We start from the raw sequence: 23220 nt of genomic DNA on the forward strand, positions 1-23220 counted from the left end.
GCAACATTTCGTGTCTGTCAGCACTCGAATCGGCGCGGGACGGCGCCCATGGGCGTCCATGTAACGCCTGGTTACAAGTCGGGGCTTAGTCGCGTCGGTTCGCTGCAATAAGATCGTCGGCCCTGTTTTCTCTATCCGGTCTGTATGGACAGCGACAGTAGTCGACCGCCCTCGGCAACGTGCCCGAGGGCAGCCCATCCTGTAGGCGCCGCTGCCTGCAGCGTTCTACCCCAGCCCTTGCGCGCTGGTTCCCGTATCCCCCAGTCGAGTCTTCCCGTGCCGGCCGCGTGCCTGCATGGCGCTTTCGCCTGGGTTCGTTTCCCCTTCACAAGAGCATCTCTGTAAATGGAATGGATCGCCGATCCCACGGCCTGGTTGGGTCTGCTGACCCTGGTCGTCCTGGAAATCGTCCTCGGTATCGACAACCTGGTGTTTATCGCCATCCTCGCCGACAAGCTGCCGCCGCATCAGCGCGACCGCGCACGTCTGATCGGCCTGAGCCTGGCCCTGCTGATGCGCCTCGGCCTGCTGGCCAGCATCGCCTGGCTGGTGACCCTCACCGAGCCGCTGATCGAAGTGTTCGACAAGACCTTCTCCGGGCGCGACCTGATCATGCTCGGCGGCGGTATCTTCCTGCTGTTCAAGGCCACCATGGAGTTGCACGAGCGCCTCGAAGGGCGCAGCCACCAGGTCAGCGGCAGCCGCACCTACGCGCGCTTCTGGCCGGTGGTGGCGCAGATCATCGTGCTCGATGCGGTGTTCTCCCTGGACGCGGTGATCACCGCGGTGGGCATGGTCGAGCACCTGCAGGTGATGATGATCGCCGTGGTCATCTCCATGGCGCTGATGATGCTCGCCAGCAAGCCGCTGACCGCCTTCGTCAACGCCCGCCCGACGGTGATCATGCTGTGCCTGGGCTTCCTTATGATGATCGGCTTCAGCCTCACCGCCGAGGGCCTGGGGTTCCACATTCCCAAGGGCTACCTGTATGCGGCGATCGGTTTCTCGATCCTCATCGAGGTGTTCAACCAGCTCGCCCGCTCGCGCCGCAAGCGCCACCTGCAGGGCGAACGCGGCCTGCGCGAGCGCACTGCGCACGCGGTGCTGCGCCTGCTCGGCGGCAAGGTCGAGGCCGACGAGGTGGGCGAGGAGATCGCCGACATGCTCGAGGGTGGCCACGGCGAAACGGGGCTGTTCGACCGCCGCGAGCGGGTGATGATCCGCGGCGTGCTGGGCCTGGCCGAGCAGTCGATCAGCACGGCGATGACCGACCGCATGCAGGTCGACCGGATCGATCTGGACGCGCCCCTGGAGAGGATCCACCAGGCCCTGCTCGACTCGCCGCACTCGCGTTTGCTGGTCAGCCGTGCGGCGAGCGCCGACGAGCCGCTGGGCTATATCCACAAGAAGGAGCTGTTCAAGGAACTGCTCAAGGGCGAGCAGCCGGACATCGAGAGCCTGGTGCGCACGCCGATCAACCTGCCGGACGGCGTCTCGGTGCTCGGCGCGCTGGAGCAGATGCGTCAGGCCTCGACCCACGTGGCCTTCGTGGTCAACGAGTTCGGCGGTTTCGAGGGCCTGCTGACCCTGACCGACATCCTCGAGGCGATTGCCGGCGAACTGCCGGATGCCAGCGAAGTGGACGGCCCGGAGATCGAGGACGTGGAGGGCGGCTACCGGGTCAACGGTGCGCTCAACCTGGCGGTGCTGCGCGAGCGACTGGGCTTCATCGCCGCCCCCTGCGACGACTACCAGACCCTGGCCGGCCTGGCCATGAGCCTGCTCGACCGCCTGCCGGTGCTGGGCGACCAACTGGAGTACGCCGACTGGCGCCTGACCGTCACCGAGGTCAAGGAGCGGCGGGTGAGCAAGTTGTTGCTGACGCCACCGCTCAGCTGATCTACGACAAGGGCGCCAGACGGCGCCCTTGTCGTTTCTCTGCCGGGGTTATTCCTTGCCCTGCTGCGCCTTGAGCAGGTCGCGGATCTCGCCGAGCAGCTCCTGCTCCTTGGTCGGCGCCGGCGGCGCGGCGGGGGCGGCTTCTTCCTCGCGCTTGAGCTTGTTGAGCACCTTGATGCCCATGAAGATGGCGAAGGCGACGATGGTGAAGTCGATGACGGTCTGGATGAACTTGCCGTAGCCCAGGGTCACCGCCGGCACCTCGCCCTCGGCGGCCTTGAGCACGATGGCCAGGTCGGAGAAATCCACCCCGCCGATGAGGATGCCCAGCGGCGGCATCACCACGTCGCCGACGAAGGACGAGACGATCTTGCCGAACGCCGCGCCGATGATGATGCCGACGGCCATGTCGACCACATTGCCCTTGACCGCGAAAGCCTTGAATTCGCTGAGGATGCTCATGCCTTACTCCCTTTGCCGATGCTGTTGCCAACTGTGTTTATAGCCTGCGATTGGGCCGCAGTCAGGTTGCAAAGGCAATATCGAAATAAGCGCCGCGTGCCGATGGCGCCTTTCGCCAGTACGGGCGCGAGGCCCTGGGCAACACGGCCGCTCGTCTCGTCGAGGGCGAAATTCGCCGTCGGCCGAGCCGCCGAGCCGCAGCTCGACTAGGCTAATAAGGCCATCTCCTGGGAGGGACTTCCATGCCGCTCGAACATCATCCGCTGACTCGCGAATTTCCCCAACACAACGGCGCCCTGCGCCAGCTGATGCAGCACGATGCGCGCTTCGCCCGCATGGCCGAAGAATACGAAGAGCTGGACAAGCGCATCTACGAAATCGAGGACGGCCGCGTCGCCGTCGACGACCTGACCCTGCAGGGGCTCAAGCTGCAACGGGTCGGCCTGAAGGACGAGATCGCCAGCCTGCTGCGCGCCGCCGCGACCTAGGCGGCGCTTGACCCGGATCAACGAGCGGCGCCCGAGGTCGGTCTAGGCTGCGCGCAACCCCCAACCAAGGAGCTTGCGCATGCACGTCGACCATCACCCGCTGATCCACGACTTCCCCGAACACCGCGACGAACTGCAGCGCCTGCGCCGGCAGGACGCTCAGTTCGCCCGTCAGGCCGATGACTACGAGGCGCTGGACAAACGCATCTGCCGCATCGAGGACGGCATCGAACTGCTCGACGATAGCGCCCTCGGCGCCCTCAAGCACAGCCGCGTGACACTCAAGGACGAGCTGGCGCGCCAGCTCAAGCGCGCCGCCGGGCAGTGCTGCGGCTGCGGCAACGACTGCAAGAGCTGACGCCGTTCGAACAGGGGGCGCCGCGAAATCGGACACGGCCCAGGGGCGCGTGGCGCCCTCCCGGCCAGCCGCCGTGCCTGCCGGCGCCGCTCAGTGCATGGGCGGATTGATCAGGTAGCTGAGCAGGCCGTCCGCTTCATCCTCGTTCCAGATCTGTCGCGGCGGTCGCGGCAGCTCCTTGAACAGCTGTTCCCAGAAGGCGCACGCCAGTTCGTCCTGACGGTAGAAACGCAGCAGCCAGGGGCTGCCGTCGCCCAGCAGCTGGTGCACCAGGGCGCGGCCGATGCCCTGGCGGCGGTATTTCTTGAGGATGAACAGGTCGGCGAATTCCGCGGCGTCGATGCCCGGCAGTTCGCTGCGCTCGATCAGCAGGAAGCCGGCGATGAAGCCGTCGGCGAGAATCAGCTGTGCGCTCCAGCCCGGCTCCTGCCAGTAGCGCGCCAGGTGCGGTTCGTGGATATAGAAGCGGCCGTCGTTCTCGACCTCTTCCTGCTCCCAGTCCGAACTCTCGTAGGCGTAGAACTGGTAGAGATTGCGGATCAGGGGGAGCTGGTCGACAGCGGTGGGCAGCAGTTCGATCTGCATGGGGGCTCCAGGGAGCGGCTTGGCGGGTCTGTAAATTTATCCAGTTGTTCGGTATCGTTCCAGCCTTTGTTCAGCAGGTAGGACTGACCCCCATGGCCAAGGCCAAGCGCATGTACGGCTGCACCGAGTGCGGCGTCACCTTCCCCAAATGGGCCGGGCAGTGCGGCGAGTGCGGGGCCTGGAATACCCTGGTGGAAACCGTGCTGGAAGGCGTCTCGGCGCCGAGCGGGCGCACCGGCTGGGCTGGCCAGCAGGCACAGATCAAGACCCTGGCCGAGGTCAGCGTCGAGGAGGTGCCGCGCTTTTCCACCGCCTCCGGCGAGCTGGACCGGGTGCTCGGCGGCGGCCTGGTGGACGGCTCGGTGGTGCTGATCGGCGGCGACCCCGGCATCGGCAAGTCGACCATCCTGCTGCAGACCCTGTGCAACATCGCCACGCGCTTTCCCGCGCTGTACGTCACCGGCGAGGAATCGCAGCAGCAGGTGGCCATGCGCGCCCGCCGTCTCGGCCTGCCCGAGGACCAGCTGAAGGTGATGACCGAGACCTGCATCGAGACCATAATCGCCACCGCGCGGGTGGAAAAACCCAAGGTGATGGTCATCGACTCGATCCAGACCATCTTCACCGAGCAGCTGCAGTCGGCCCCTGGCGGCGTCGCCCAGGTGCGCGAGAGCGCCGCGCTCTTGGTGCGCTACGCCAAGCAGAGCGGCACGGCGATCTTCCTGGTCGGCCACGTGACCAAGGAGGGCGCCCTGGCCGGGCCGCGCGTGCTCGAGCATATGGTCGACACCGTGCTGTATTTCGAGGGCGAGTCCGATGGCCGCCTGCGCCTGCTGCGCGCGGTGAAGAACCGCTTCGGCGCGATCAACGAGCTGGGCGTGTTCGGCATGACCGACAAGGGCCTCAAGGAGGTCACCAACCCCTCGGCGATCTTCCTTACCCGCGCTCAGGAGGAAGTCCCCGGCAGCGTGGTGATGGCCACCTGGGAGGGCACCCGGCCGATGCTGGTGGAGGTGCAGGCGCTGGTCGACACCAGCCATATGGCCAATCCGCGCCGGGTCACCCTGGGCCTGGACCAGAACCGCCTGGCCATGCTGCTGGCAGTGCTGCACCGCCACGGCGGCATCCCCACCTACGACCAGGACGTGTTCCTCAACGTGGTCGGCGGGGTCAAGGTGCTGGAAACCGCCTCCGACCTGGCCTTGATGGCGGCGGTGATTTCCAGCTTGCGCAATCGCCCGCTGCCGCACGATCTGCTGGTGTTCGGCGAAGTGGGGCTGTCCGGCGAGATCCGTCCGGTGCCGAGCGGCCAGGAGCGGCTGAAGGAGGCGGCCAAGCACGGCTTCAAGCGCGCCATAGTGCCCAAGGGCAACGCGCCCAAGGAAGCGCCGGGCGGCCTTGCGATCATCGCCGTGACGCGCCTGGAGCAGGCGCTGGATGCCTTGTTCGAGTAGATCCGGGGCTAGGTCGGGTAAGCGGCGAGGGCATGTATCTCGAGTCGATAGCGATTCCTGGCGCCGCGTAACCCCGCGCGGCGCCGCCGCGATGGGGATCGTTGCGCTCAACCCAGCCGAGCCGCTATGGCGTCTCGTCCTCGCCCAGCGCCGCCAGCTCACGCTCCAGCAGGCTCTCGTCGCCCAGGTTCAGCTCCACCAGGCGGCGCAGGTGGCTGATGGAGTCCAGGTCGATATGCCGGCAGACGAAGCCCAGGTGATCCTGCTGGGTGCGGGTCAGCACCACTTCCATCTTCACCTGGGCCTCACCGCCCAGGTCGATCTGCGCCTCGAACGGTTGGTCCGGGTCGCCGTTCCAGTCGCGCGGTTTCTTGATCATCAGGCCCTTGAGCGAGAGGTCGTGCAGAGCCGCCGTCCAGCGCCGTTCGCCCTGGGCGATTGCGATGGGCGCGTCGAAGGCGATGCGCTGAAAGCGCCGACGCTCGTTGGCTGATTCACTCATGCCCGTACTCCTGGAGGATTTCCATCACTATAGCCAAGGCTGCTGGCGGCGCGCTGCCGTTTGCCGCACGGCCCACGATTTGCGGGGGCGAGTTTGACAGCCTGGCAAGTGTCGCCAAAGCTCTTTGTGCGGTTTCCATTACCAAGACATTGCGGAGCAACAGATATGGACAAGCGACTGCTGAGCAGGGGTTTGATTGTGGGCGTGCTGAGCCTGGCCAGCACCGGGGCGTTCGCCAACGCCGCCGGCGGCAATGGCTGCGGCTGGGGCAACATGGTATTCGAAGGGCAGCGCGGTCTGGCCCCGCACCTGCTGGCCACCACCACCAACGGCACCTCGGGCAACGCCACCTTCGGCATGACCTCCGGCACCAACGGCTGCGACACCAGCGTGGCGATGGGCTACGGCGGCCGTTCGTGGCTGGCGATGAATGGCATGCTCGACTCCATCGCCGAAGACATGGCGGTCGGCCAGGGCGAAGCTCTGGACGCCTATGCCACCCTGCTGGGCATCGAGGCGCAGGACCGCGCGCATTTCGCCAAGGTCACCCACCAGAACTTCGGCAGCATCTTCTCTCAGGCCGACGTCACCAGCGAGCAGGTGCTGGCCGCGACCCTCGACGTGATGAGCCGCGACGCCCAGCTGGCGCGTTATGTGAAACAGCCGGCCTGATTCTGTTGTCCACAAAAAAGCCCGCCGAGTTGGCGGGCTTCTTCATTCTCGGCTGAGGCTTAGTTGCCGTAGACCGGGAACTTGGCACACAGCGCCTTGACCTGCTCGCGCACGCGGCCTTCGACTTCGTCGTTGCCGATGTTGGCCAGCACTTCGCAGATCCAGCCGGCCAGCTGACTGCATTCCTCTTCCTTGAAGCCGCGGGTGGTCACCGCCGGGGTGCCGATGCGCAGACCGGAGGTGACGAAGGGCGAGCGCGGATCGTTCGGCACGCTGTTCTTGTTCACGGTGATAAAGGCGCGGCCCAGGGCGGCGTCGGCGTCCTTACCGGTGATGTCCTGCTTGATCAGCGAGAGCAGGAACAGGTGGTTCTCGGTGCCGCCGGAAACCACGTCGTAGCCGTTGTCGATGAACACGCCGGCCATGGTCTGGGCGTTCTTGATCACCTGCGCCTGGTAGGCCTTGAACTCAGGCTGCAGGGCTTCCTTGAAGCACACGGCCTTGGCCGCGATGACGTGCTCCAGCGGGCCACCCTGGCCGCCGGGGAACACCGCGGAGTTGAACTTCTTCTCCAGCTCCTCGTTCTTGCGTGCCAGGATCAGGCCGCCGCGCGGGCCGCGCAGGGTCTTGTGGGTGGTGGTGGTGACCACGTCGGCGAACGGCACCGGGTTCGGGTACAGACCGGCGGCGACCAGGCCGGCGACGTGCGCCATGTCGACGAACAGGTAGGCACCGACCTTGTCGGCGATGGCGCGGAAGCGCGCAAAATCCAGCACCTGCGAGTAGGCGCTGAAGCCGGCGATGATCATCTTCGGCTTGTGCTCGACGGCCAGGCGCTCGACTTCGTCGTAGTCGATCAGGCCGGCATCGGTGATGCCGTACTGCACGGCGTTGTAGATCTTGCCGGAGAAGCTGACGCTGGCGCCGTGGGTCAGGTGGCCGCCGTGGGCCAGGCTCATGCCCAGCACGGTGTCGCCGGCGTTGAGCAGGGCCATGTACACGGCCGAGTTGGCCTGCGAGCCGGAGTGCGGCTGGACGTTGGCGTAGTCGGCGCCGAACAGCTGCTTGGCGCGGTCGATGGCCAGCTGCTCGACCACGTCGACGTACTCGCAACCGCCGTAGTAGCGCTTGCCCGGGTAGCCTTCGGCGTACTTGTTGGTCAGCACGCTGCCCTGGGCTTCCATCACCGCCGGGCTGGTGTAGTTTTCCGAGGCGATCAGCTCGATATGTTCTTCCTGGCGCTGGGCTTCCTGCTCCATCGCGGCAAACAATTCGGCGTCATAACGAGCAAGGTTCAAATCACGGCTGAACATGGCATTCCCCTGAGAAAAATCAGCTGGGCGGTAGAAAGAGGGGGCGGATTCTACCGCAAAGGTCGCATTCAGGAATATGAAGGTCGGTCATGCGGCGGACAAATGGCCTTCATGGCGGGCTGTAGGTTGGGTTAGCGGCGGGTGCATTTATCCTGATACGACAGAGCTGCCAGGCGCCGCGATGGGGCGCCGCGCAGAACATGCGTTCCTGGCCCATGCCTGCCTGGCGACTAACCCATCCCAGGATTGCGTTTAGCTCAGGATAAACAGCGCCGTATTGCCGAACTGGGCGCTGAACTGCTGCGCCCGCATCGGTCGGCCGAGCAGGTAGCCCTGCACTTCGTCGCACTCGTGCATGCGTAGGAAGTCGAGCTGCGCCTGGGTTTCCACACCCTCGGCGATCACCGCCAGGTTCAGGCTGTGGGCCATGGCGATGATGGCGCGGGCGATCTGCGCGTCCTGCTCGCCCTCGGGCAGGCCGTCGACGAAGCTGCGGTCGATCTTCAGCACGTCGATGGGGAACTGCTTGAGGTAGTTGAGCGAGCTGTAGCCGGTGCCGAAGTCGTCCACCGCGATGCACAGGCCCAGGCGCTTGAGGTCGGCCAGGGTCTGCATGGCGCTGGCCACGTCGCGCATCAGGATGCTCTCGGTCAGCTCCAGCTCCAGGCAGGCCGGCGGGATGCCGCTGCCGGCGAGGATGGCGGCGATGCGGGTGTGCAGGTCGCCCTCGGCGAACTGGCGCGCCGACAGGTTGACCGAGATCTTCGGGATGCGGATCTTCTCCTCGTGCCAGGCCTTGAGCTGGCGGCAGGCCTCGTCCAGCACCCAGTCGCCGACCTGCACCACCAGGCCGAGTTCTTCCAGCACCGGAATGAACTCGTCCGGCGGCACCAGGCCGCGGCGCGGATGGTTCCAGCGCAGCAGCGCCTCGACCCCGGTCAGGCGCCGGCCGTCGCCGGAGAACTGCGGCTGGTAGTGCAGGACGAACTGGCCCTGTTCCTGGGCGTGGCGCAGGTCGCTCTCCAGTTCCAGACGCTCCAGGGCGCTGGCGTTCATGTCCGCCTGGTAGAACTGGAAGTTGTTCTTGCCGCGCTCCTTGGCGTGGTACATGGCGGTGTCGGCGTTCTTCATCAGCTGACTGAGTTCCTCGCCGTCCTGCGGCGCCAGGGCGATGCCGATGCTGGCGGTGACGAAGAACTCGCGGCCCTCGAGGACGAAGGGCCGCGCCAGGCTGGAGAGGATCTGCTCGGCGACGTGGATCGCCCGGTTCAGTGCGCCCTCGCGGGTGGCGCGCGGCTGCAGCAGCAGGGTGAACTCGTCGCCGCCCATGCGCGCCACGGTGTCGTCGCCGTCGACGCAGGCCGACAGGCGGATGGCCACGTCCTTGAGCATGCGGTCGCCGGCGGCGTGGCCGAGCGAGTCGTTGATCGGCTTGAAGCGGTCGAGGTCGAGGAACATCAGCACCACCCATTCGTCATGCCGATCCGCATGCTGCAGGGCGCTGTGCAGGCGGTCCTGGAACAGGGTGCGGTTGGGCAGGTGGGTGAGGGCGTCGTAGTAGGCCAGGCGATGGATGCGCTGCTCGCTGGCCTTGCGTTCGCTGATGTCGCTGAAGAAGCACACGTAGCTGACCAGGTCGCCTTCCTCGTCGTGCACCGCGGTGATGCCGACCCAGGCCGGGAAGTTCTCGCCGCCCTTGCGCTTGAGCCACACTTCGCCCTCCCAGCTGCCGCGCTGGTTGAGCTGGCCGAGGATGTACTGCAGGTGCGCCGCCTGCTGGCGGTCGGCGGTGAGCATGCCGGGCAGCTGGTCGAGCACCTGGCCGGCGGAGTAGCCGCTGACCCGGCTGAAGGCCTTGTTGACCTGGACGATGTAGCCGGCCGGGTCGGTGACCAGAATGGCCGCGGTGGAGTGCTCGAACACTGTGGCGGCCATGCGCAGGTCCTTCTCCGCGCGGCGCTGCTGGCTGATGTCGCGGCCCACGCCGAGGATGCCCTCGAAGCGGCCGTTCTCGTCCCACATCAGCACCAGGCGCAGTTCCACCGGGATCTTGTGGCCGTCGGCGCGCAGGCAGTCGAAGACGAACAGCTGGTCCGGCAGCTCCTCGCGCAGGCGGTCGAGGCGGGGGCGGTCGCCGAGGGCGTCGCGGATGCGTTCGAGCAGCAGGTTGAGGCCGTTCAATTGCTGGGGGTTGGCCGCCAGGCTGGAGAAGCTGTTGGCCATCACCCAGTCGACCGAGTAGCCCAGCACCGGCTCCACCGAAGGGCTGACGTAGTTCAGCGCCAGGCTGTCGTCGGTGGAGAAGATCACGTCGCTGATGCTTTCGGCGAGCAGGCGGTAGCGCTGCTCGCTGTCGCGCAGCGACTGGTTGCGCTCGATCTGTTCGGTGATGTCCTTGGCCACGCCGATCAGGCGGCTGACCCGGCCGCGCGGATCGCGCGCCAGGGCCTGTTCGCGGATGCTGAACCAGCGCCACTGGCCATCGCGGTGGCGCCAGCGCAGCACCGATTCGAGCAGCAGGCCGTCGCCGATGACCTTCTGCAGGTTGCGGATGCGCCAGTAGTAATCGCTGTCGTCCGGGTGCAGCACCTGCTCCCAGAATTCCCCGGCCATCGCCTTGAGTTCGCCGACGCTGTAGCCCAGCTGCAGGCCGAGGCTGTGGTTGCTGAACAGCACCTGCTTGTTCTGCATGTCGTGCACGTAGAGCAGGTCGGGCACCGAGCGCACCACCTCGGACCAGAAGCGCTCGCGCTCGATCAGCGACAGCTCGATGCGTTTGCGGCTGGTGATGTCGCCGATGCTCAGGGTCACCGCCTGGTAGTCCTGGATCATCTCCGGCAGACGCAGCACCAGCCAGACATGGCGTTGCAGGCCCTGGGCGGTGACCAGCTGGGTTTCCAGCTCGACCAGGTTGGGGCCCTCGAGTACGGCCACCGCCAGCTTGTAGCGCAGGTCGTCCGGCTGCAGCGGGCCGCAGTCGATCAGCTGCTGCCAGGCCTGCTCGGTGGACCTGACCCCGAGCAGGTTGAGCGCCACCTGATTGGCCTCGGTGATGCGCAGCTGTTGCAGCAGCTGCCGCTGGTGCCCGGCGTCGGCCTGCAGCCAGCGGCCCAGGCTCGCGCTGTCGCGCAGCTTGTGTTGCAGGAGGAAGCTGCGCAGGCCGGCCAGGTCGAGCACGCACAGGGCCACGCCGGTGCCTTCGAAGATGTCCTGGTAGCGTCGCCGGGTTTCCTGCAGCACGCGCATCGCCTGCTGCTCGTCGGTGACGTCACGCAGCACCCAGACGTAACCGGCCTGGCGGCCGCCCTCGCTGATGTCGCTGCGGGTCACGGCGAACAGGCGCGCGCGACCCTGCTGCACCACCCGCACCAGCTCCGGGCCCAGGTCGCTGGTCTGCTGCGGGCTGTTGAGCAGCAGCGGATCGAGGTCGGGCAGCAGCTCCAGCAGGTGGCGATCCCACACCGCCTGGCTGCTCTGGCCGAACAGCGCCTCGGCCTGCGGGTTGAGGTAGCGCAGCTTGCCGTCGGCCTGGGTCACCAGGATGCGTTCCTCCACCGCGCCGAGGGCGCTGGCGGCCTGGCGCAGCGAGCGCCGCGATTCGGCATTGAGCCGCTGCAGGCTGCGCTGTTCGCGCTGCAGGCCGTACAGGGCGAGCAGGGTGAGCAGGCTGCACAGGGTGAACAGCAGAAACTTGCCGGCCAGGGCCGGCATCAGCCGGCTGCCGGCGCGATCGGTGTCGAACAGCGCGCGCAGCTGCCAGTCGCTGCCGTCCAGGGGGATCAGCTGCAGGCTCTGCGCCTGCTCCTCGGCAGTGACCGGGGCGACCAGGCTGCCCTGTTGCAGGGCGTCGGCGCGGGCGATCACCCGCCGGCTCTGCAGGTCCTCGAGCAGCCAGGCGTGTTCGCTCTGGTGCTGCTCACGCAGCCAGCCGCGCAGCGCGCGCACGCTCATGCGCAGCACCCGCGCGCTGCCGTCGGGCTGGCGCAGCAGCAGGTACAGCGCGCCGCCGTCGTGGGCGCTGAAGGCGAAGTGGTAGGGCGCGCCGCCGCTGCGTTGCTGCAGGCTGCGGATGAAGCTCAGGTCGGCGGTCTCGCCGGCGCTGTCGGCCAGCAGTTGGCCATGGCCGTCGAGCCAGGCCAGGCTGGCCAGGGTCGGGAAGATGCCGCGCAGCGGCTTGAGCTGCGCGGCCAGCCCGTCCGTGCTGACGCTACGGGGTTCGCTGCTCTGTAGCATGGCCTGGCCGGCCTGGGCCTTGAGGCGCATGTTCAGGCCCAGGTGCTTGGCCAGTTGTTCGCTGTAGCTGCGGCTCAACTGCCGCTGGTTGTCCAGCAGCTGGCGGTATTCCTGCAGCAGCTGCCAGGCCAGCAGCCCGAGCATGGCCAGCACCAGCACCACCAGGGCGCGCTTGAGCGATTCGCGGCGGCGCGGTGCGTGCGACTCTCCCTGAGGCGACGAGGGTGGTGATGAGGGGGTCGGCACGTCTTGGAACCTGCAGCTGCTGCGGAGTGTCGGGCGCGCGAGCAGGCCTGCGCTCGCGCGAGCCGGCTAGCATGCCTGCAAATGTGGCCAAGTGCCAGCTGAGCCGACGAGCGTAGGTTTGCCCTGCCTCGCGCATTCCGGTAGCTTTGCGCCGCGCGCGCATGGCCAGCCATCCGTTCGGCACTTGGCGTGCGCCCCGGCAGGGGCTAAGGTCTCTGCACTGCGCGCCACGACGCGCCGTTTTCACCCCATTCTCACCAGTCAGGTTCTCCATGGCTCAGTACGTCTACAGCATGCATCGGGTCAGCAAGGTCGTCCCGCCGAAGCGTGAAATCCTCAAGGACATCTCCCTGTCGTTCTTCCCCGGCGCCAAGATCGGCGTGCTCGGCCTCAACGGCGCCGGTAAGTCGACCCTGCTGCGCATCATGGCCGGCGTCGACACCGAGATCGACGGCGAAGCCCGCCCGATGCCGGGGATCAAGGTCGGCTACCTGCCGCAGGAGCCGCAGCTCGACCCGAACAAGAGCGTGCGCGACATAGTCGAAGAGGCCGTGGGCGAGATCAAGCAGGCCCAGGCCCGCCTCGACGAGGTGTACGCCGCTTACGCCGAGCCGGACGCCGACTTCGACGCCCTGGCCGCCGAGCAGGCCAAGCTGGAGGCGATTCTGCAGGCCTCCGACGGCCACAACCTGGAGCGCCAGCTGGAAGTCGCTGCCGACGCCCTGCGCCTGCCGCCATGGGAGGCCAAGATCGAACACCTGTCCGGCGGCGAGAAGCGCCGCGTGGCGCTGTGCCGCCTGCTGCTGTCGGCGCCCGACATGCTGCTGCTGGACGAACCGACCAACCACCTGGACGCCGACTCGGTGGCCTGGCTGGAGCGCTTCCTGCACGACTTCCCCGGCACCGTGGTAGCGATTACCCACGACCGTTACTTCCTCGACAACGTCGCCGGCTGGATCCTCGAACTCGACCGCGGCCACGGCATCCCCTACGAGGGCAACTACTCCGGCTGGCTGGAATCCAAGGCCAACCGCCTGGCCCAGGAAGCCAAGGCCGAGGCGTCGCACGCCAAGGCGATGAAGGCCGAACTGGAATGGGTGCGCCAGGGCGCCAAGGCGCGTCAGGCCAAGTCCAAGGCGCGCCTGCAGCGTTTCGAGGAAATGCAGTCGCAGGAATTCCAGAAGCGCAGCGAGACCAACGAGATCTACATCCCGGCCGGCCCGCGCCTGGGCGACAAGGTCATCGATTTCCACAACGTGTCGAAATCCTTCGGCGACCGCGTGCTGATCGACGACCTGTCCTTCAGCATCCCCAAAGGCGCCATCGTCGGCGTGATCGGCGGCAACGGCGCGGGCAAGTCGACCCTGCTGCGCATGATCACCGGCAAGGAACAGCCCGATTCCGGCAGCATCGAGATCGGCGAAACCGTGCAGATCGCCAGCGTCGAGCAGAGCCGCGACCTGCTCGACGGCAGCAAGACCGTGTGGGAGCAGATTTCCGACGGCTTCGACATGATCAAGGTGGGCAACTACGAGGTGCCGTCGCGCGGCTACGTCGGTCGCTTCAACTTCAAGGGCGCCGACCAGCAGAAGTTCGTCAAGGACCTCTCCGGCGGTGAGCGCGGTCGTCTGCACATGGCCCTGACCCTGAAGCAGGGCGGCAACGTGCTGCTGCTCGACGAACCGTCCAACGACCTCGACGTGGAAACCCTGCGCGCCCTGGAAGAGGCGCTGCTGGACTTCCCCGGCGCCGCGGTGGTGATCTCCCACGATCGCTGGTTCCTCGACCGTATCGCCACCCACATCCTCTCTTACGAGGACGACGGCAAGGTCAACTTCTTCGAGGGCAACTACAGCGAGTTCGAAGCCGACCGCAAGAAACGCCTGGGTGACGCCGCCGCGCAGCCGCACCGGGTGCGCTACAAGAAGCTGGCGCAATAACTCTTCGCCAGATGAAAAAAACGGAGCCTGCGGGCTCCGTTTTTCTTTGGCGGCCTAGGCGCGCCGGGCGCACCGGTAGCCCTGGGAGATGGGGGGTCAGAGCCTGGCCAGCAGGATTTCCAGCGCCCTGGCCTGATCTTCGGCCAGGTCGATGATATGAAAGCCCGCCCAGCAGTGCTGACCGTCGGCGCCGGGGCGGCTCCATAGGCAGTCGGCGCCCAGGCGTACCTCCGGCAGAACCTGCGTGCCGGCGCTGCACACCAGGCGACATTGCAGCACCGCGTCCGCGGTGTGCGGGGTGTCGCTGAACAGCATGAAGCCGTCGGCGGATAGGTCGACGATGCGGCCCAGGCGCTGACCGCTGTTCAGGTCGAAGACCTCCAGCTGCAACTCGGTGCCATGGCGGCTGTGTTGGCGACGCTCTTCCATGGAAATTCCTCAGCGGGGTTCGGCCGTGCGCCCGGTAAAGCGCTGCAGCACACGGTAGATTGCAGTAAGGGCGCGATCCATCAGCGGTGCCGCGCGTTCGGGGGGGACGATGCGGGCCAGGCCCTGTTCCATCTCGCTGGCCAGCAGGGTCAGGGGTTTGATCGCCACGCGCTGGCCGCTGTTGTCGACGAACATGTAGTTGTGGGTGGTGGGGCTGAACCAGGACAGCTTGAGCCTGCGGCTCTGCTCGCCGTTGACGAACTCGAACCAGGTGCCGAACTCGACGCTGGCCAGTTCCTTGGCCAGCGTCTGGGCGCGCGCTGACAGCCTGGTGCGTGGCGGCGCCTGACGGGCGAGGTCGGCGTCCTCGCCGAGCATGGCGCCGAGCGGGCTCTCCGGCAGGCTCGGCTTGAGCCGGGCGGCCAGCTGCGGCTGCTTGGCCTGCACCGCGTGCTGGCAGGCCACCAGATCCTGCAGCAGACGACGGATGCCGTCCTCGTGATAGCCGCCGAGCAGTTCCAGGCCCTTGCGCAGGTCGCTGAGCAGCGGCACGCGCAGCTCCTGCAGGCGGCGCTTGTCGGCCTCGCCCAGCGGGGTGCCGCTCCAGGCCAGCTGCTCGGCGACCTCGCAGTGGCGCCGCCATTCCGCGCTGGCGTCGCCGTGGCGCAGCAGGACGAAGACCAGCACGTCGGCCCAGGTCAGTTCGAGAAAGTTGCGGATGATCGCCGGCAGGTCGCGATGGGCGACGCTGCGCTGTATCACCTCCAGCGCCTGTTCGCGGGCGCCGAGCAGACGGTCGCGGCCCTTGGCCGCCTCGACCGCGCGGCGCTCGCGCAGCGCCACCTTGTGGCGCAGGGTCTCGACGTACTCGTTGAACTCGTCGATCAGGCTGTCGAACAGCGCCAGGTCGCCGCTGAAGCCGTGGATCACCCGTTCGACCACCCACTGCATCTTCGCCAGCAGGCCGCGTTCGTCGCCCTCGTTGCCGTAGAGCACGCCGGCCTGGGCCATGGCGTTGAGCAGGCGGCGCGCCGGGTGGTGGTGCTGAGTGAACAGCGCCTTGTCCTGCAGGGCGATCTTCAGGTAGGGCGTGTGCAGGTGCGACAGCGCGGTCTTGCAGCTGTCCGGCAGGTTCTCGTCGTCGAGGATGAAGTCGAACAGCATGCCCACCAGGTCGATCACGCCGGCTTCGTGGTCGGACACCTTGCTGTCGCCGGGCAGGCTGCTGTGCGTCTCCAGTTGCTGCTGCAGGTCGGCCTTGAGCCCTTCCACCTGCTGCGGTCGCTGCAGGCGCTGGGCCAGGTCGTGGGCCGACTGCTGCTGCATGCGGTTGAGCGCGGCGAGCAGCTCGTTGGCGCTGTAGGTGCGTCTGGCGCCGCGCGGCGAGAAGCTGACGATACTGCGCGTGCCGCCCGGCAGCGGTTCGTCCGGATGGCTCTGGCGGTGCTCGCCGAGCAGGCTGGACAGGCCGCTGAACAGTGCCGTGGGGTCGCTCGGCGGCGGCGCGCTGAGGTCCAGGTCGAGCAGCGCCGGTTCGGCGTGCGGGGCGCCGGGCTGGCCCTGGGCGGGCGCCTGGTGTTCGGGGGCTGCTTCGGCCTTGTTCCGCACCGGGCGGCTAACGCTGGGGTTGAGCTGGGCGCTGTACTTGAGGTTGGGCAGCACGCCGGCGTCGATCAGACGCTGGTTGAGTGCCTCGTAGAGTGCGTCCAGGCTCTGCATCACATGGCGATCGAAGAGCATGTAGAGGATGGTCTTGATTCGCAGCGGGAAGGAGCAGGGCGCCAGGGCTTCGCGGAAGGCCTGGGCGATGGCCTGTGGGCCGAAGGGGTTGCTGTCCTCGCCGAGCTTCTGGCCGTTGTTGAGCAGCGCCAGGCGCTGCTCCAGGGCGAACAGCGGCTGGGTGCAGCGCGCCTTGACCCGGCTGACCATGTTGGTCACCTGCAGGCTTTCCTCGTAGTCCTCGTTCTGCACCAGGGCCAGTTGCTCGGGGTCGAGCTCGGCCGGCGCCTGGTTCTGCAGCTTGCCTTCGAGGAAATCGGAGAAGTTGTGCGCGATCTTCTGGTGGTAGCTGCGTTCGATCTGCGGCCGCTGGCGTCGAATCTCGCGCATGCTGTCGAAGAACAGGGTCTGCACCTTGTTGTTCTCGGCCTTCTCCGCGCACTCGAACAGGGTGTCGTCGACCTGGCCGAACACGCCGCTCAGGTGCTCCGCCAGGCGATTCATCACCAGCTTGCGGCAGCTCTGCACCAGCTCGCCGAAGCGCGGCTGGATGCCGCGGCTGGCGAGCTTCGCCACGCTGGGCTTGATCGGAGGCGTGTCCTGGTTGCTCATGGACTGTCCTGGCTGGAGTCGTCGGCTGGCGCGTCCTGCGTCGGGCCGCAGTTCGATGGAACATATAGTAGTCCATCGCCGCGCTGCAAAGCATTGTCGTAAAAGCAGTTTGCAGGGGTTGACAGGGAAGTTTTGCGACGTAAAATGGCGCGCCTCTGAAGCGGGAAAGCAAATAGCCGAAACGCCGAAGAGATGGAATACCGAAGTTCCGCGATAGCTCAGTCGGTAGAGCAAATGACTGTTAATCATTGGGTCCCTGGTTCGAGTCCAGGTCGCGGAGCCAAATTCCAGACGGGGTATAGCGCAGTCCGGTAGCGCGCTTGCTTTGGGAGCAAGATGTCGGGAGTTCGAATCCCCCTACCCCGACCATATTTGGGTCGTTAGCTCAGTTGGTAGAGCAGTTGGCTTTTAACCAATTGGTCGTAGGTTCGAATCCTACACGACCCACCATATAGAACGACGAAGCCCGCCTTGTGCGGGCTTCGTCGTTTCTGCGTGTCGGCTTTTGCAGCGGGGGCATTCTCGCCGCTGAATACCTGCCCCGGATTTCATCCGGGCTGCGTGCTTGTCGCCCCTCTCCCGGCGGGAGAGGGGCATCGGAAGGCCGCATGGCGGCCGCTTTCAGTGCAGCTTCAGGCGCGGCTCGGTGCTGCGGCCGATGCGGTCGCTGAGCATTAGCAGCAGGGTGCGCAGCGGGCCGTACAGGGCCATCTGGTGCATGCGGTAGAGCGACACGTAGAACACCCGCGCCAGCCAGCCTTCCAGCATCACGCTGCCGGTCAGGTTGCCCATCAGGTTGCCCACCGCGGAGAAGCTCGACAGCGAGATCAGCGAGCCGTAGTCGCGGTAGCGGTACTCCGGCAGCGGCTGGCCGCTGATCTTCAGGCGCAGCGACTTGGCCAGCAGCGAGGCCTGCTGGTGCGCGGCCTGGGCGCGCGGCGGCACGTTGCGGCCGTCGCTGCCCGGCTGCGGGCAGGCGGCGCAGTCGCCGAAGGCGAACACGTCGTCGTCCAGGGTGGTCTGCAGGGTCGGGCGCACCTGCAGCTGGTTGATGCGGTTGCTTTCCAGGCCGTCGAGTTCCTTGAGGAAGCCCGGGGCGCGGATGCCGGCGGCCCAGACCTTGAGGCTGGCCGGGATGAAATTGCCGTCGGCGGTCTGCAGCCCCTCGGCGCGCACCTCGCTGACGGCGGCGCCGGTGAGCACGGTGACGCCGAGCTTTTCCAGGGTCTGGTGCACCGGCCGGGCGATGCGCTCGGGCAGTGCCGGCAGCACCCGCGGGCCGGCCTCGATCAGGGTGATGCGCATGTTTTCCGGGCGGATGCGGTTGAGCCCATAGGCCGCCAGCTGCTGCGCCGCATGGTGCAGCTCGGCCGCCAGTTCGACGCCGGTGGCGCCGGCGCCGACTATGGCGATGTTGATCTGCGCACCGTCCTCGCCCTCGTTGGCGTGGGCGCGCAGGTAGTGGCTGAGCATGCGCCGGTGGAAGCGCTCGGCCTGCTCGCGGGTGTCGAGGAACAGGCAGTGCTCGGCCGCGCCGGGGGTGCCGAAGTCGTTGGTGGTGCTGCCGACGGCGAGCACCAGGCTGTCGTAGGCGATCTGCCGCTCGGGCATCAGCACCTGGCCGTCGTCGTCCAGGGTCGGTGCCAGGGTGATGGTCTTGGCAGCCCGATTCAGGCCGCTCATGCGGCCGAGCTGGAACTCGAAACTGTTCCACTTGGCCTGGGCCACGTAGTTCAGCTCGTCTTCCGAGGAATTCAGCGAGCCGGCGGCCACTTCGTGCAGCAGGGGCTTCCAGATATGGGTGAGATTGGCGTCGACCAGAACGATGCGGGCCGCGCCGCTCTTGCCGAGTTTTCTACCCAGACGGGTGGCCAGCTCCAAACCGCCGGCGCCGCCGCCGACAATCACGATGCGATGGGACATGGATGATGCTCACAAGGCTTTGAAAAAGACGGTGCGAGTCCGATCGGGCGAGCGCGAGGCAGCTCATAGCACCAACCGACTCAGGAAGCGGCTCAGCAGGCCGAGGCCGACGACCACGCAGAGGATGATGGCCAGCAGGCGCCAGACCCGGAAGGGCTGGCGCTCGACCTGGTGTTGCGGCGCACTCAGGTAGTGATCGACCTTTTGCTGGTCGTCGGGGCTTAGGCGGCTGGTCATCGGGAGGCCTCTGCTCGAATGCGGCTATTCTAGGCTTGCCCGCCAGGCTTGGCGAGCCTCGTTGTCCGGCTGGTCAAGCACCTGCACGCTATCGTCCAGGCGGATGATGCCGCCTTCCAGCACCCGCGCGGTAATGCCGCCGTGGCCGCGCATGGCCTGGAAGGTGCCGCGGCCGAGGCGCTGCTCCAGCCTGGCGCAGGGTTGGCACCAGCCGGTGGTTTCCAGCAGCGCCTGGCCGATGCGAAAGCGCCGGCCCTTGAGGCTGAACAGGTTGATGCCGGCGACGGCGATATTGCGCCGCAGCTCGCTGGGCGGCAGCGGCGCCTGGCGGCCGAGCAGGGCGGCGATCACCGCCAGGTGTTCCCACTGGATCAGCGTCACCTGGCGCGCATTGCGCGGCCCCGGGCGGCTGTGATCGCCGGTCAGCCCGGCTTCGCGGCGGGCCTGCACGGCCTCGACCTCGAGCATGGCGGCGCGTGCGGCCGGGCGCACGCCTATCCAGCGTACCCGACCGACCTGCGGCACCTCGGCGAGCAGCTCCTGCAGCGACCTCACAGGCCGATTCCGATGTCGAACAGCAGGCTGCGGCCGAGGTTCTGGCGCAGGAAATCCGGGGCGTCCGGGTGGGCGAACAGCACGCGGGCGAAACGCGGGCCGACCAGCGACAGCGAGCGCCAGCCCTGGCGCAGGTATTCGGTGGGCGGCGGGAAGTGGCTGTTGCAGTCCAGCGCGGCGCGCTTGAGGCTGACGAAGGCGATCAGGTCCAGTTCGCCCAGGTCGATGCCGCGCTCGCGGTAGTTGTGCGCCTTCTTGCGCAGGGTGGGCGCCAGGCGCGCCTGCAGCTCGCTGGCGGGGATGCGCTTGGGGCGGGCTTCGCGGCGCACCAGCTGGCTGAGGGAGAAGGCGCTGCGCCGGCGTTCCAGCTCGGCGCGCCATTCGTCGTTGAGGCGGCGGCCCTCGTCGAGGACGAAGAACACCTCGAAGTTGGCGTCGCGAAACAGCACGTCCGGCGGCTCCTGCCCGCTGGGGCTGAAATCCTCGTTGCGCTGGGCGACGTTCAGCGCCTGCAGCAGGCGCTGGCAGACCCAGCGCTCGCGCTCCCACTTCTTGGCGTTGGAGAGAAAGGCGTTGGCTTGTTCGGCTTGGTGCGTGAGTAGACGCAGGTAATCGGAGTCGTCCATGAACCTAGCTTAGCCCCGCGCCGGGGGGGCTTGCCAGCGCGAGTCGTCCGCCGCCAGCGGCCGGTGTAGACTGCCCGGCAGCGAGCGGAGGATGGCATGCGCAGAGACGACGAAAGCGGGGCGGCGGCATGATCGCGGCGGAGTTGCTGGCGGGCACCACCCTGGCGGCCGGCTGGCTGATCTACCTGCCGGCGCTGCTCTGGGCCGTCTGGCGGGCCCCCTGGCTGGAACTGTGCAGCGACCTGCGCCGCCAGCATCTGCTGTTCGGCACCATGCTCGGGCTGTTCCTGCTGTGGCTGGTGCGCCGCGATTTCGACTCGGGGCTGTCCTACCACTTCATCGGCATGACCGCGGTGACCCTGCTGCTGGACTGGCCGCTGGCGGTGCTGGCCGGCCTGGCGGCGCAACTCGGCCTGCTCGCCATCGGCCGCCAGGACCTGGCCGCGCTCGGCGTCAACGGCGTGCTGCTGGTGCTGATCCCGGTGCTGGTCACCGAACTGTGCGCGCTGCGGGTGGAGCGCGCGCAGCCGCGCAACCTGTTCGTCTACATCTTCTTCTGCGGTTTCTTCCCGGCGGCGCTGGCCACCCTGCTGACCCTGCTCGGCGGCCTCGGCCTGCTGTGGCTGGACGGCCTGTTCCCCATGCCGCCCTGGCTGGACGACTTCGCCGGCTACCTGTGGCTGGTGATGTTTCCCGAGGCCTTTATCAACGGCACCGTGGTCACCGCGCTGGTGGTGTTCTACCCGGACTGGCTGGAGACCTTCAATCGCAGTCGCTACCTGCAGGCGCCGTGGAAGGAGGACGAGCGCGACGAGTGAGTCCGTCTGCGCCGCTTGATCCGGATCAATGCCGCGCCGTGGTTTCGCGCCATGCTGGAGCAAACCATCGAGGAGTCGCGCATGAGCATTCACAGTTGGGCCCGAATCGCCCTGGAGGCGGAGCTGCAGGGCGCCGAGGCGCAGGGCTTCGACCGCCTGCTGGCGTTGCGCGCGCTGCTGGCGGAGGTCGTCGAGCAGAGCAGGGGGCTGCGCGATGCGCAGGAGCTGGCGCACGAGCTGCAGTTTCTCGCCGACAACCTCGACGACGAGCGCGATTACGCCTTTATGCGGCCCTGAAGAGCGCTGGGTGCAGGGCCTGCTGCTCAGTGCGGGCGGGTCGGCAGTTCGCCGCTGAACAGTTCGTCTTCCAGGTGGTCGCCGGGAATGGCGTGCTCCTCGGCGGCCCAGGCGCCGAGGTCGATCAGCTTGCAGCGTTCGCTGCAGAACGGGCGGTAGGTATTTTCGGTTTTCCACTCGACGGGCGCACCGCAGGTGGGGCATTGCACTGTGGTGGTCATGGCTGGCCTCCGCGCAGGGTCAGGTAGAAGGTGTGCAGGCGTTCGACCTCGGCATCCAGCCAGGCCAGGTCGCGGTCGTTGAGCAGCACGTCGTCAGCGTGGCGCAGGCGTTCCTCGCGGCTGGCCTGGGCCTGGAGAATCGCGCGCACCTGCTCCTCGCTGCTCTGGTCGCGGGCGATGGTGCGCTGCACCTGCAGCTCCACCGGGGTATCGACCACCAGCACGCGCTGGGTCAGGCGCTGCTGGCCGGATTCGACCAGCAGCGGCGACACCAGGATGGCGTAGGGCGACTCGGCGCGCGCCAGCACCTGGACGATCTCCTGGCCGATCAGCGGATGCAGCAGCGCTTCCAGCCAGCGGCGCTGTTCGGGGTCGGCGAACACCAGTCGGCGCAGGGCGGCGCGGTCCAGTTGGCCGTCAGCCTGCAGCACGCCGGCGCCGAAATGCTCGACTATCTTGCTCAGCGCCGGGCGACCGGGTTCGACCACCCAGCGTGCGGCATGGTCGGCGTCCACCAGGTGCACGCCGCGCTCGATAAAGCCTTGCGCCACCGCGCTCTTGCCGCTGCCGATGCCGCCGGTCAGGCCGAGAATCCAGGGTTTCATAGCGAGGTTGCGGTCCCGTTGCTGCTCAAGGCCGCGATTGTAGGGTGGATTCGGCAGCGAAGCGAACAATCCGCCAGTGCGCGGCCGCTATGGCGATCGAGGCGCGGCGTGGCCCGGATGCATCCGGGGGCACCCCCCCGGATTACGCCGGCGGCCAATCCGGGCCACGGGCTGCGCCGGCTCAGCGATTGACCGGGGTCAGGCGCAGCAGGTGGATGCGGCGACTGTCGGCGTTGAGCACGCGGAAGCGGAACTCGCCGATCTCGGTGACCTCGTTGCGCTTGGGCAGGTGGCCGAAGGCGTTCATCACCAGGCCGCCGACGGTGTCGTACTCGTCGTCGGAGAACTCGCTGTCGAAGGTCTCGTTGAAACTGTCGATCGGCGTCAGCGCCTTGATCAGGAAGTCGCCGGACGGCAGTGGCTTGATATAGCCGTCTTCCTCGACGTCATGCTCGTCCTCGATGTCGCCGACTATCTGCTCGAGCACGTCCTCGATGGTCACCAGGCCGGCGACGCCGCCGTACTCGTCGATCACCACGGCCATGTGGTTGTGGTTGGCGCGGAACTCGCGCAGCAGCACGTTGAGGCGCTTGGACTCGGGCACGAAGGTGGCCGGGCGCAGCAGGTCCTTGATGTTGAAGCTGGGCTGCTCGCCCGAGAGGATCAGCGGCAGCAGGTCCTTGGCCAGGAGGATGCCGATGACGTCGTCGAGGCTCTCGCCGATCACCGGGTAGCGCGAGTGGGCGGCGTCGATGATGGCGGGGAGGAATTCGCGCGGCGTCTGGCTGGCCTTGATGCTGATCATCTGCGAGCGCGGCACCATGATGTCGCGTACCTGCAGGTCGGCGACCTGGATGGCGCCCTCGACAATGGCCAGGGCCTCGCTGTCGAGCAGCTTGTTCTGGTGGGCTTCGCGCAGGACTTCCAGCAGTTCCTGGCGGTTTTTCGGCTCATGAGCAAAAGCCTGGGTCAGTTTGTTCAACCAGGACTTCTGCTCGTTGCTCGATCGGTCTTCGCTCATGGCGT

22 protein-coding genes and 3 tRNA genes are annotated in these 23220 nt (G+C 67.1%); 11 read left to right on the forward strand and 14 right to left on the reverse strand.

Translation table 11 applies throughout. The annotated features are described in order from the left end of the window. Nucleotides 1-345: 345 nt before the first annotated feature. Nucleotides 346-1899: a TerC family protein gene (locus ACIGFL_RS16355; RefSeq protein WP_397497871.1), complete on the forward strand. Its 1554-nt coding sequence runs from the start codon at nucleotides 346-348 to the stop codon at nucleotides 1897-1899. A gap of 48 nt (nucleotides 1900-1947) precedes the next feature. Here ACIGFL_RS16355 and mscL read toward each other — a convergent pair whose 3' ends face one another. Then, nucleotides 1948-2361: a large-conductance mechanosensitive channel protein MscL gene (gene mscL / locus ACIGFL_RS16360; RefSeq protein WP_021445304.1), complete on the reverse strand. Its 414-nt coding sequence runs from the start codon at nucleotides 2359-2361 to the stop codon at nucleotides 1948-1950. Between the two features lie 242 nt (nucleotides 2362-2603). On the opposite strand from mscL, the gene ACIGFL_RS16365 reads away from it, so the two are divergent. Together ACIGFL_RS16365 and ACIGFL_RS16370 are read left to right on the forward strand one after the other, a co-directional pair. Next, entirely contained in the window at nucleotides 2604-2849 is a 246-nt protein-coding gene (locus tag ACIGFL_RS16365; RefSeq protein ID WP_021445303.1) for a YdcH family protein, read from the forward strand. Between the two features lie 79 nt (nucleotides 2850-2928). Beyond that, complete coding sequence (locus tag ACIGFL_RS16370; RefSeq protein WP_021445302.1) at nucleotides 2929-3207, forward strand: YdcH family protein; 279 nt, start codon at nucleotides 2929-2931, stop codon at nucleotides 3205-3207. A 90-nt stretch (nucleotides 3208-3297) separates the two neighbouring features. On the opposite strand, the gene ACIGFL_RS16375 is transcribed toward ACIGFL_RS16370, so the two are convergent. Continuing rightward, entirely contained in the window at nucleotides 3298-3792 is a 495-nt protein-coding gene (locus ACIGFL_RS16375; RefSeq protein ID WP_397497872.1) for a GNAT family N-acetyltransferase, read from the reverse strand. Nucleotides 3793-3884: 92 nt separating this feature from the next. On the opposite strand from ACIGFL_RS16375, the gene radA reads away from it, so the two are divergent. Next, a complete protein-coding gene (radA, locus tag ACIGFL_RS16380) occupies nucleotides 3885-5246 on the forward strand; it encodes a DNA repair protein RadA (protein WP_397497873.1) in 1362 nt (453 codons plus the stop codon). A 124-nt stretch (nucleotides 5247-5370) separates the two neighbouring features. On the opposite strand, the gene ACIGFL_RS16385 is transcribed toward radA, so the two are convergent. After that, entirely contained in the window at nucleotides 5371-5748 is a 378-nt protein-coding gene (locus tag ACIGFL_RS16385) for a PilZ domain-containing protein (RefSeq protein WP_397497874.1), read from the reverse strand. 165 nt (nucleotides 5749-5913) lie between these two features. Between ACIGFL_RS16385 and ACIGFL_RS16390 the strand changes: the two genes are divergently transcribed. Further along, nucleotides 5914-6420, forward strand: a complete 507-nt coding sequence (locus ACIGFL_RS16390) for a DUF3015 domain-containing protein (RefSeq protein ID WP_397497875.1) — start codon at nucleotides 5914-5916, stop codon at nucleotides 6418-6420. Between the two features lie 59 nt (nucleotides 6421-6479). Here the strand turns inward: ACIGFL_RS16390 and glyA are convergent, their stop codons facing one another. Next, entirely contained in the window at nucleotides 6480-7733 is a 1254-nt protein-coding gene (gene glyA / locus ACIGFL_RS16395) for a serine hydroxymethyltransferase (protein ID WP_397497876.1), read from the reverse strand. 252 nt (nucleotides 7734-7985) lie between these two features. After that, on the reverse strand, nucleotides 7986-12110 hold the full coding sequence (locus ACIGFL_RS16400) for an EAL domain-containing protein (protein ID WP_397498000.1): 4125 nt from the start codon (nucleotides 12108-12110) through the stop codon (nucleotides 7986-7988). Between the two features lie 374 nt (nucleotides 12111-12484). On the opposite strand from ACIGFL_RS16400, the gene ettA reads away from it, so the two are divergent. Further along, complete coding sequence (gene ettA, locus ACIGFL_RS16405; RefSeq protein ID WP_021445295.1) at nucleotides 12485-14152, forward strand: energy-dependent translational throttle protein EttA; 1668 nt, start codon at nucleotides 12485-12487, stop codon at nucleotides 14150-14152. A 96-nt stretch (nucleotides 14153-14248) separates the two neighbouring features. Here ettA and ACIGFL_RS16410 read toward each other — a convergent pair whose 3' ends face one another. Continuing rightward, a complete protein-coding gene (locus ACIGFL_RS16410; protein WP_021445294.1) occupies nucleotides 14249-14581 on the reverse strand; it encodes a PilZ domain-containing protein in 333 nt (110 codons plus the stop codon). Between the two features lie 9 nt (nucleotides 14582-14590). Next, the gene (locus ACIGFL_RS16415) at nucleotides 14591-16912 is read right to left on the reverse strand and encodes a DUF1631 domain-containing protein (RefSeq protein WP_397497877.1); all 2322 of its coding nucleotides are present in this window, start codon (nucleotides 16910-16912) and stop codon (nucleotides 14591-14593) included. Between the two features lie 207 nt (nucleotides 16913-17119). Here ACIGFL_RS16415 and ACIGFL_RS16420 point away from each other — a divergent pair. The 3 genes from ACIGFL_RS16420 to ACIGFL_RS16430 all read left to right on the forward strand — a co-directional run bounded on the left by ACIGFL_RS16420 (nucleotide 17120) and on the right by ACIGFL_RS16430 (nucleotide 17362). Beyond that, a tRNA-Asn gene (locus tag ACIGFL_RS16420) sits at nucleotides 17120-17195 on the forward strand. A 9-nt stretch (nucleotides 17196-17204) separates the two neighbouring features. Then, nucleotides 17205-17281: transfer RNA gene (locus tag ACIGFL_RS16425), tRNA-Pro, on the forward strand. Nucleotides 17282-17286: 5 nt separating this feature from the next. Next, nucleotides 17287-17362, forward strand: a tRNA-Lys gene (locus ACIGFL_RS16430). Between the two features lie 171 nt (nucleotides 17363-17533). Here the strand turns inward: ACIGFL_RS16430 and ACIGFL_RS16435 are convergent. The 4 genes from ACIGFL_RS16435 to ACIGFL_RS16450 all read right to left on the reverse strand — a co-directional run bounded on the left by ACIGFL_RS16435 (nucleotide 17534) and on the right by ACIGFL_RS16450 (nucleotide 20253). Continuing rightward, nucleotides 17534-18835: an NAD(P)/FAD-dependent oxidoreductase gene (locus ACIGFL_RS16435; RefSeq protein WP_122108961.1), complete on the reverse strand. Its 1302-nt coding sequence runs from the start codon at nucleotides 18833-18835 to the stop codon at nucleotides 17534-17536. Between the two features lie 63 nt (nucleotides 18836-18898). Then, nucleotides 18899-19072 carry a DUF3094 domain-containing protein gene (locus tag ACIGFL_RS16440; protein ID WP_021445286.1) on the reverse strand — a complete coding sequence of 58 codons (174 nt, stop codon included), beginning with the start codon at nucleotides 19070-19072 and terminating at the stop codon, nucleotides 18899-18901. Nucleotides 19073-19096: 24 nt separating this feature from the next. Beyond that, nucleotides 19097-19627: an MOSC domain-containing protein gene (locus tag ACIGFL_RS16445; RefSeq protein ID WP_397497878.1), complete on the reverse strand. Its 531-nt coding sequence runs from the start codon at nucleotides 19625-19627 to the stop codon at nucleotides 19097-19099. Continuing rightward, a complete protein-coding gene (locus tag ACIGFL_RS16450; RefSeq protein ID WP_397497879.1) occupies nucleotides 19624-20253 on the reverse strand; it encodes a DUF1780 domain-containing protein in 630 nt (209 codons plus the stop codon). The genes ACIGFL_RS16445 and ACIGFL_RS16450 overlap by 4 nt, the downstream gene beginning before the upstream one ends. A gap of 128 nt (nucleotides 20254-20381) precedes the next feature. On the opposite strand from ACIGFL_RS16450, the gene ACIGFL_RS16455 reads away from it, so the two are divergent. Both ACIGFL_RS16455 and ACIGFL_RS16460 read left to right on the forward strand, forming a co-directional pair. Continuing rightward, entirely contained in the window at nucleotides 20382-21071 is a 690-nt protein-coding gene (locus ACIGFL_RS16455) for an energy-coupling factor ABC transporter permease (protein WP_021443100.1), read from the forward strand. Nucleotides 21072-21152: 81 nt separating this feature from the next. Next, nucleotides 21153-21368 carry a hypothetical protein gene (locus ACIGFL_RS16460; protein WP_397497880.1) on the forward strand — a complete coding sequence of 72 codons (216 nt, stop codon included), beginning with the start codon at nucleotides 21153-21155 and terminating at the stop codon, nucleotides 21366-21368. A 26-nt stretch (nucleotides 21369-21394) separates the two neighbouring features. On the opposite strand, the gene yacG is transcribed toward ACIGFL_RS16460, so the two are convergent. The 3 genes from yacG to ACIGFL_RS16475 all read right to left on the reverse strand — a co-directional run bounded on the left by yacG (nucleotide 21395) and on the right by ACIGFL_RS16475 (nucleotide 23215). Then, the gene (yacG, locus tag ACIGFL_RS16465) at nucleotides 21395-21589 is read right to left on the reverse strand and encodes a DNA gyrase inhibitor YacG (protein ID WP_021443098.1); all 195 of its coding nucleotides are present in this window, start codon (nucleotides 21587-21589) and stop codon (nucleotides 21395-21397) included. Beyond that, on the reverse strand, nucleotides 21586-22194 hold the full coding sequence (gene coaE / locus ACIGFL_RS16470) for a dephospho-CoA kinase (protein WP_021443097.1): 609 nt from the start codon (nucleotides 22192-22194) through the stop codon (nucleotides 21586-21588). Before coaE ends, yacG begins: the two co-directional genes overlap by 4 nt. A 181-nt stretch (nucleotides 22195-22375) precedes the next feature. Further along, complete coding sequence (locus ACIGFL_RS16475) at nucleotides 22376-23215, reverse strand: HlyC/CorC family transporter (protein WP_021443096.1); 840 nt, start codon at nucleotides 23213-23215, stop codon at nucleotides 22376-22378. Nucleotides 23216-23220: the final 5 nt, after the last annotated feature.

The sequence above is a fragment of the Pseudomonas sp. NPDC077649 genome (assembly GCF_044542855.1).
GTDB lineage: Bacteria > Pseudomonadota > Gammaproteobacteria > Pseudomonadales > Pseudomonadaceae > Aquipseudomonas.

Excerpts from the sequence above, each read along its gene's own strand:
- mscL (WP_021445304.1), bottom strand. The coding sequence starts at position 2,361 with ATGAGCATCCTCAGCGAATTCAAGGCTTTCGCGGTCAAGGGCAATGTG.
- radA (WP_397497873.1), top strand. The coding sequence starts at position 3,885 with ATGGCCAAGGCCAAGCGCATGTACGGCTGCACCGAGTGCGGCGTCACC.
- ACIGFL_RS16440 (WP_021445286.1), bottom strand. The coding sequence starts at position 19,072 with ATGACCAGCCGCCTAAGCCCCGACGACCAGCAAAAGGTCGATCACTAC.
- ACIGFL_RS16410 (WP_021445294.1), bottom strand. The coding sequence starts at position 14,581 with ATGGAAGAGCGTCGCCAACACAGCCGCCATGGCACCGAGTTGCAGCTG.
- yacG (WP_021443098.1), bottom strand. The coding sequence starts at position 21,589 with ATGACCACCACAGTGCAATGCCCCACCTGCGGTGCGCCCGTCGAGTGG.
- ACIGFL_RS16375 (WP_397497872.1), bottom strand. The coding sequence starts at position 3,792 with ATGCAGATCGAACTGCTGCCCACCGCTGTCGACCAGCTCCCCCTGATC.
- ACIGFL_RS16355 (WP_397497871.1), top strand. The coding sequence starts at position 346 with ATGGAATGGATCGCCGATCCCACGGCCTGGTTGGGTCTGCTGACCCTG.
- ACIGFL_RS16370 (WP_021445302.1), top strand. The coding sequence starts at position 2,929 with ATGCACGTCGACCATCACCCGCTGATCCACGACTTCCCCGAACACCGC.
- ACIGFL_RS16460 (WP_397497880.1), top strand. The coding sequence starts at position 21,153 with ATGAGCATTCACAGTTGGGCCCGAATCGCCCTGGAGGCGGAGCTGCAG.
- ACIGFL_RS16415 (WP_397497877.1), bottom strand. The coding sequence starts at position 16,912 with ATGAGCAACCAGGACACGCCTCCGATCAAGCCCAGCGTGGCGAAGCTC.
- ACIGFL_RS16450 (WP_397497879.1), bottom strand. The coding sequence starts at position 20,253 with ATGGACGACTCCGATTACCTGCGTCTACTCACGCACCAAGCCGAACAA.
- ACIGFL_RS16400 (WP_397498000.1), bottom strand. The coding sequence starts at position 12,110 with ATGCTCGGGCTGCTGGCCTGGCAGCTGCTGCAGGAATACCGCCAGCTG.
- ACIGFL_RS16455 (WP_021443100.1), top strand. The coding sequence starts at position 20,382 with ATGATCGCGGCGGAGTTGCTGGCGGGCACCACCCTGGCGGCCGGCTGG.
- coaE (WP_021443097.1), bottom strand. The coding sequence starts at position 22,194 with ATGAAACCCTGGATTCTCGGCCTGACCGGCGGCATCGGCAGCGGCAAG.
- ACIGFL_RS16385 (WP_397497874.1), bottom strand. The coding sequence starts at position 5,748 with ATGAGTGAATCAGCCAACGAGCGTCGGCGCTTTCAGCGCATCGCCTTC.
- ACIGFL_RS16435 (WP_122108961.1), bottom strand. The coding sequence starts at position 18,835 with ATGTCCCATCGCATCGTGATTGTCGGCGGCGGCGCCGGCGGTTTGGAG.
- ACIGFL_RS16475 (WP_021443096.1), bottom strand. The coding sequence starts at position 23,215 with ATGAGCGAAGACCGATCGAGCAACGAGCAGAAGTCCTGGTTGAACAAA.
- ACIGFL_RS16390 (WP_397497875.1), top strand. The coding sequence starts at position 5,914 with ATGGACAAGCGACTGCTGAGCAGGGGTTTGATTGTGGGCGTGCTGAGC.
- ettA (WP_021445295.1), top strand. The coding sequence starts at position 12,485 with ATGGCTCAGTACGTCTACAGCATGCATCGGGTCAGCAAGGTCGTCCCG.
- glyA (WP_397497876.1), bottom strand. The coding sequence starts at position 7,733 with ATGTTCAGCCGTGATTTGAACCTTGCTCGTTATGACGCCGAATTGTTT.
- ACIGFL_RS16365 (WP_021445303.1), top strand. The coding sequence starts at position 2,604 with ATGCCGCTCGAACATCATCCGCTGACTCGCGAATTTCCCCAACACAAC.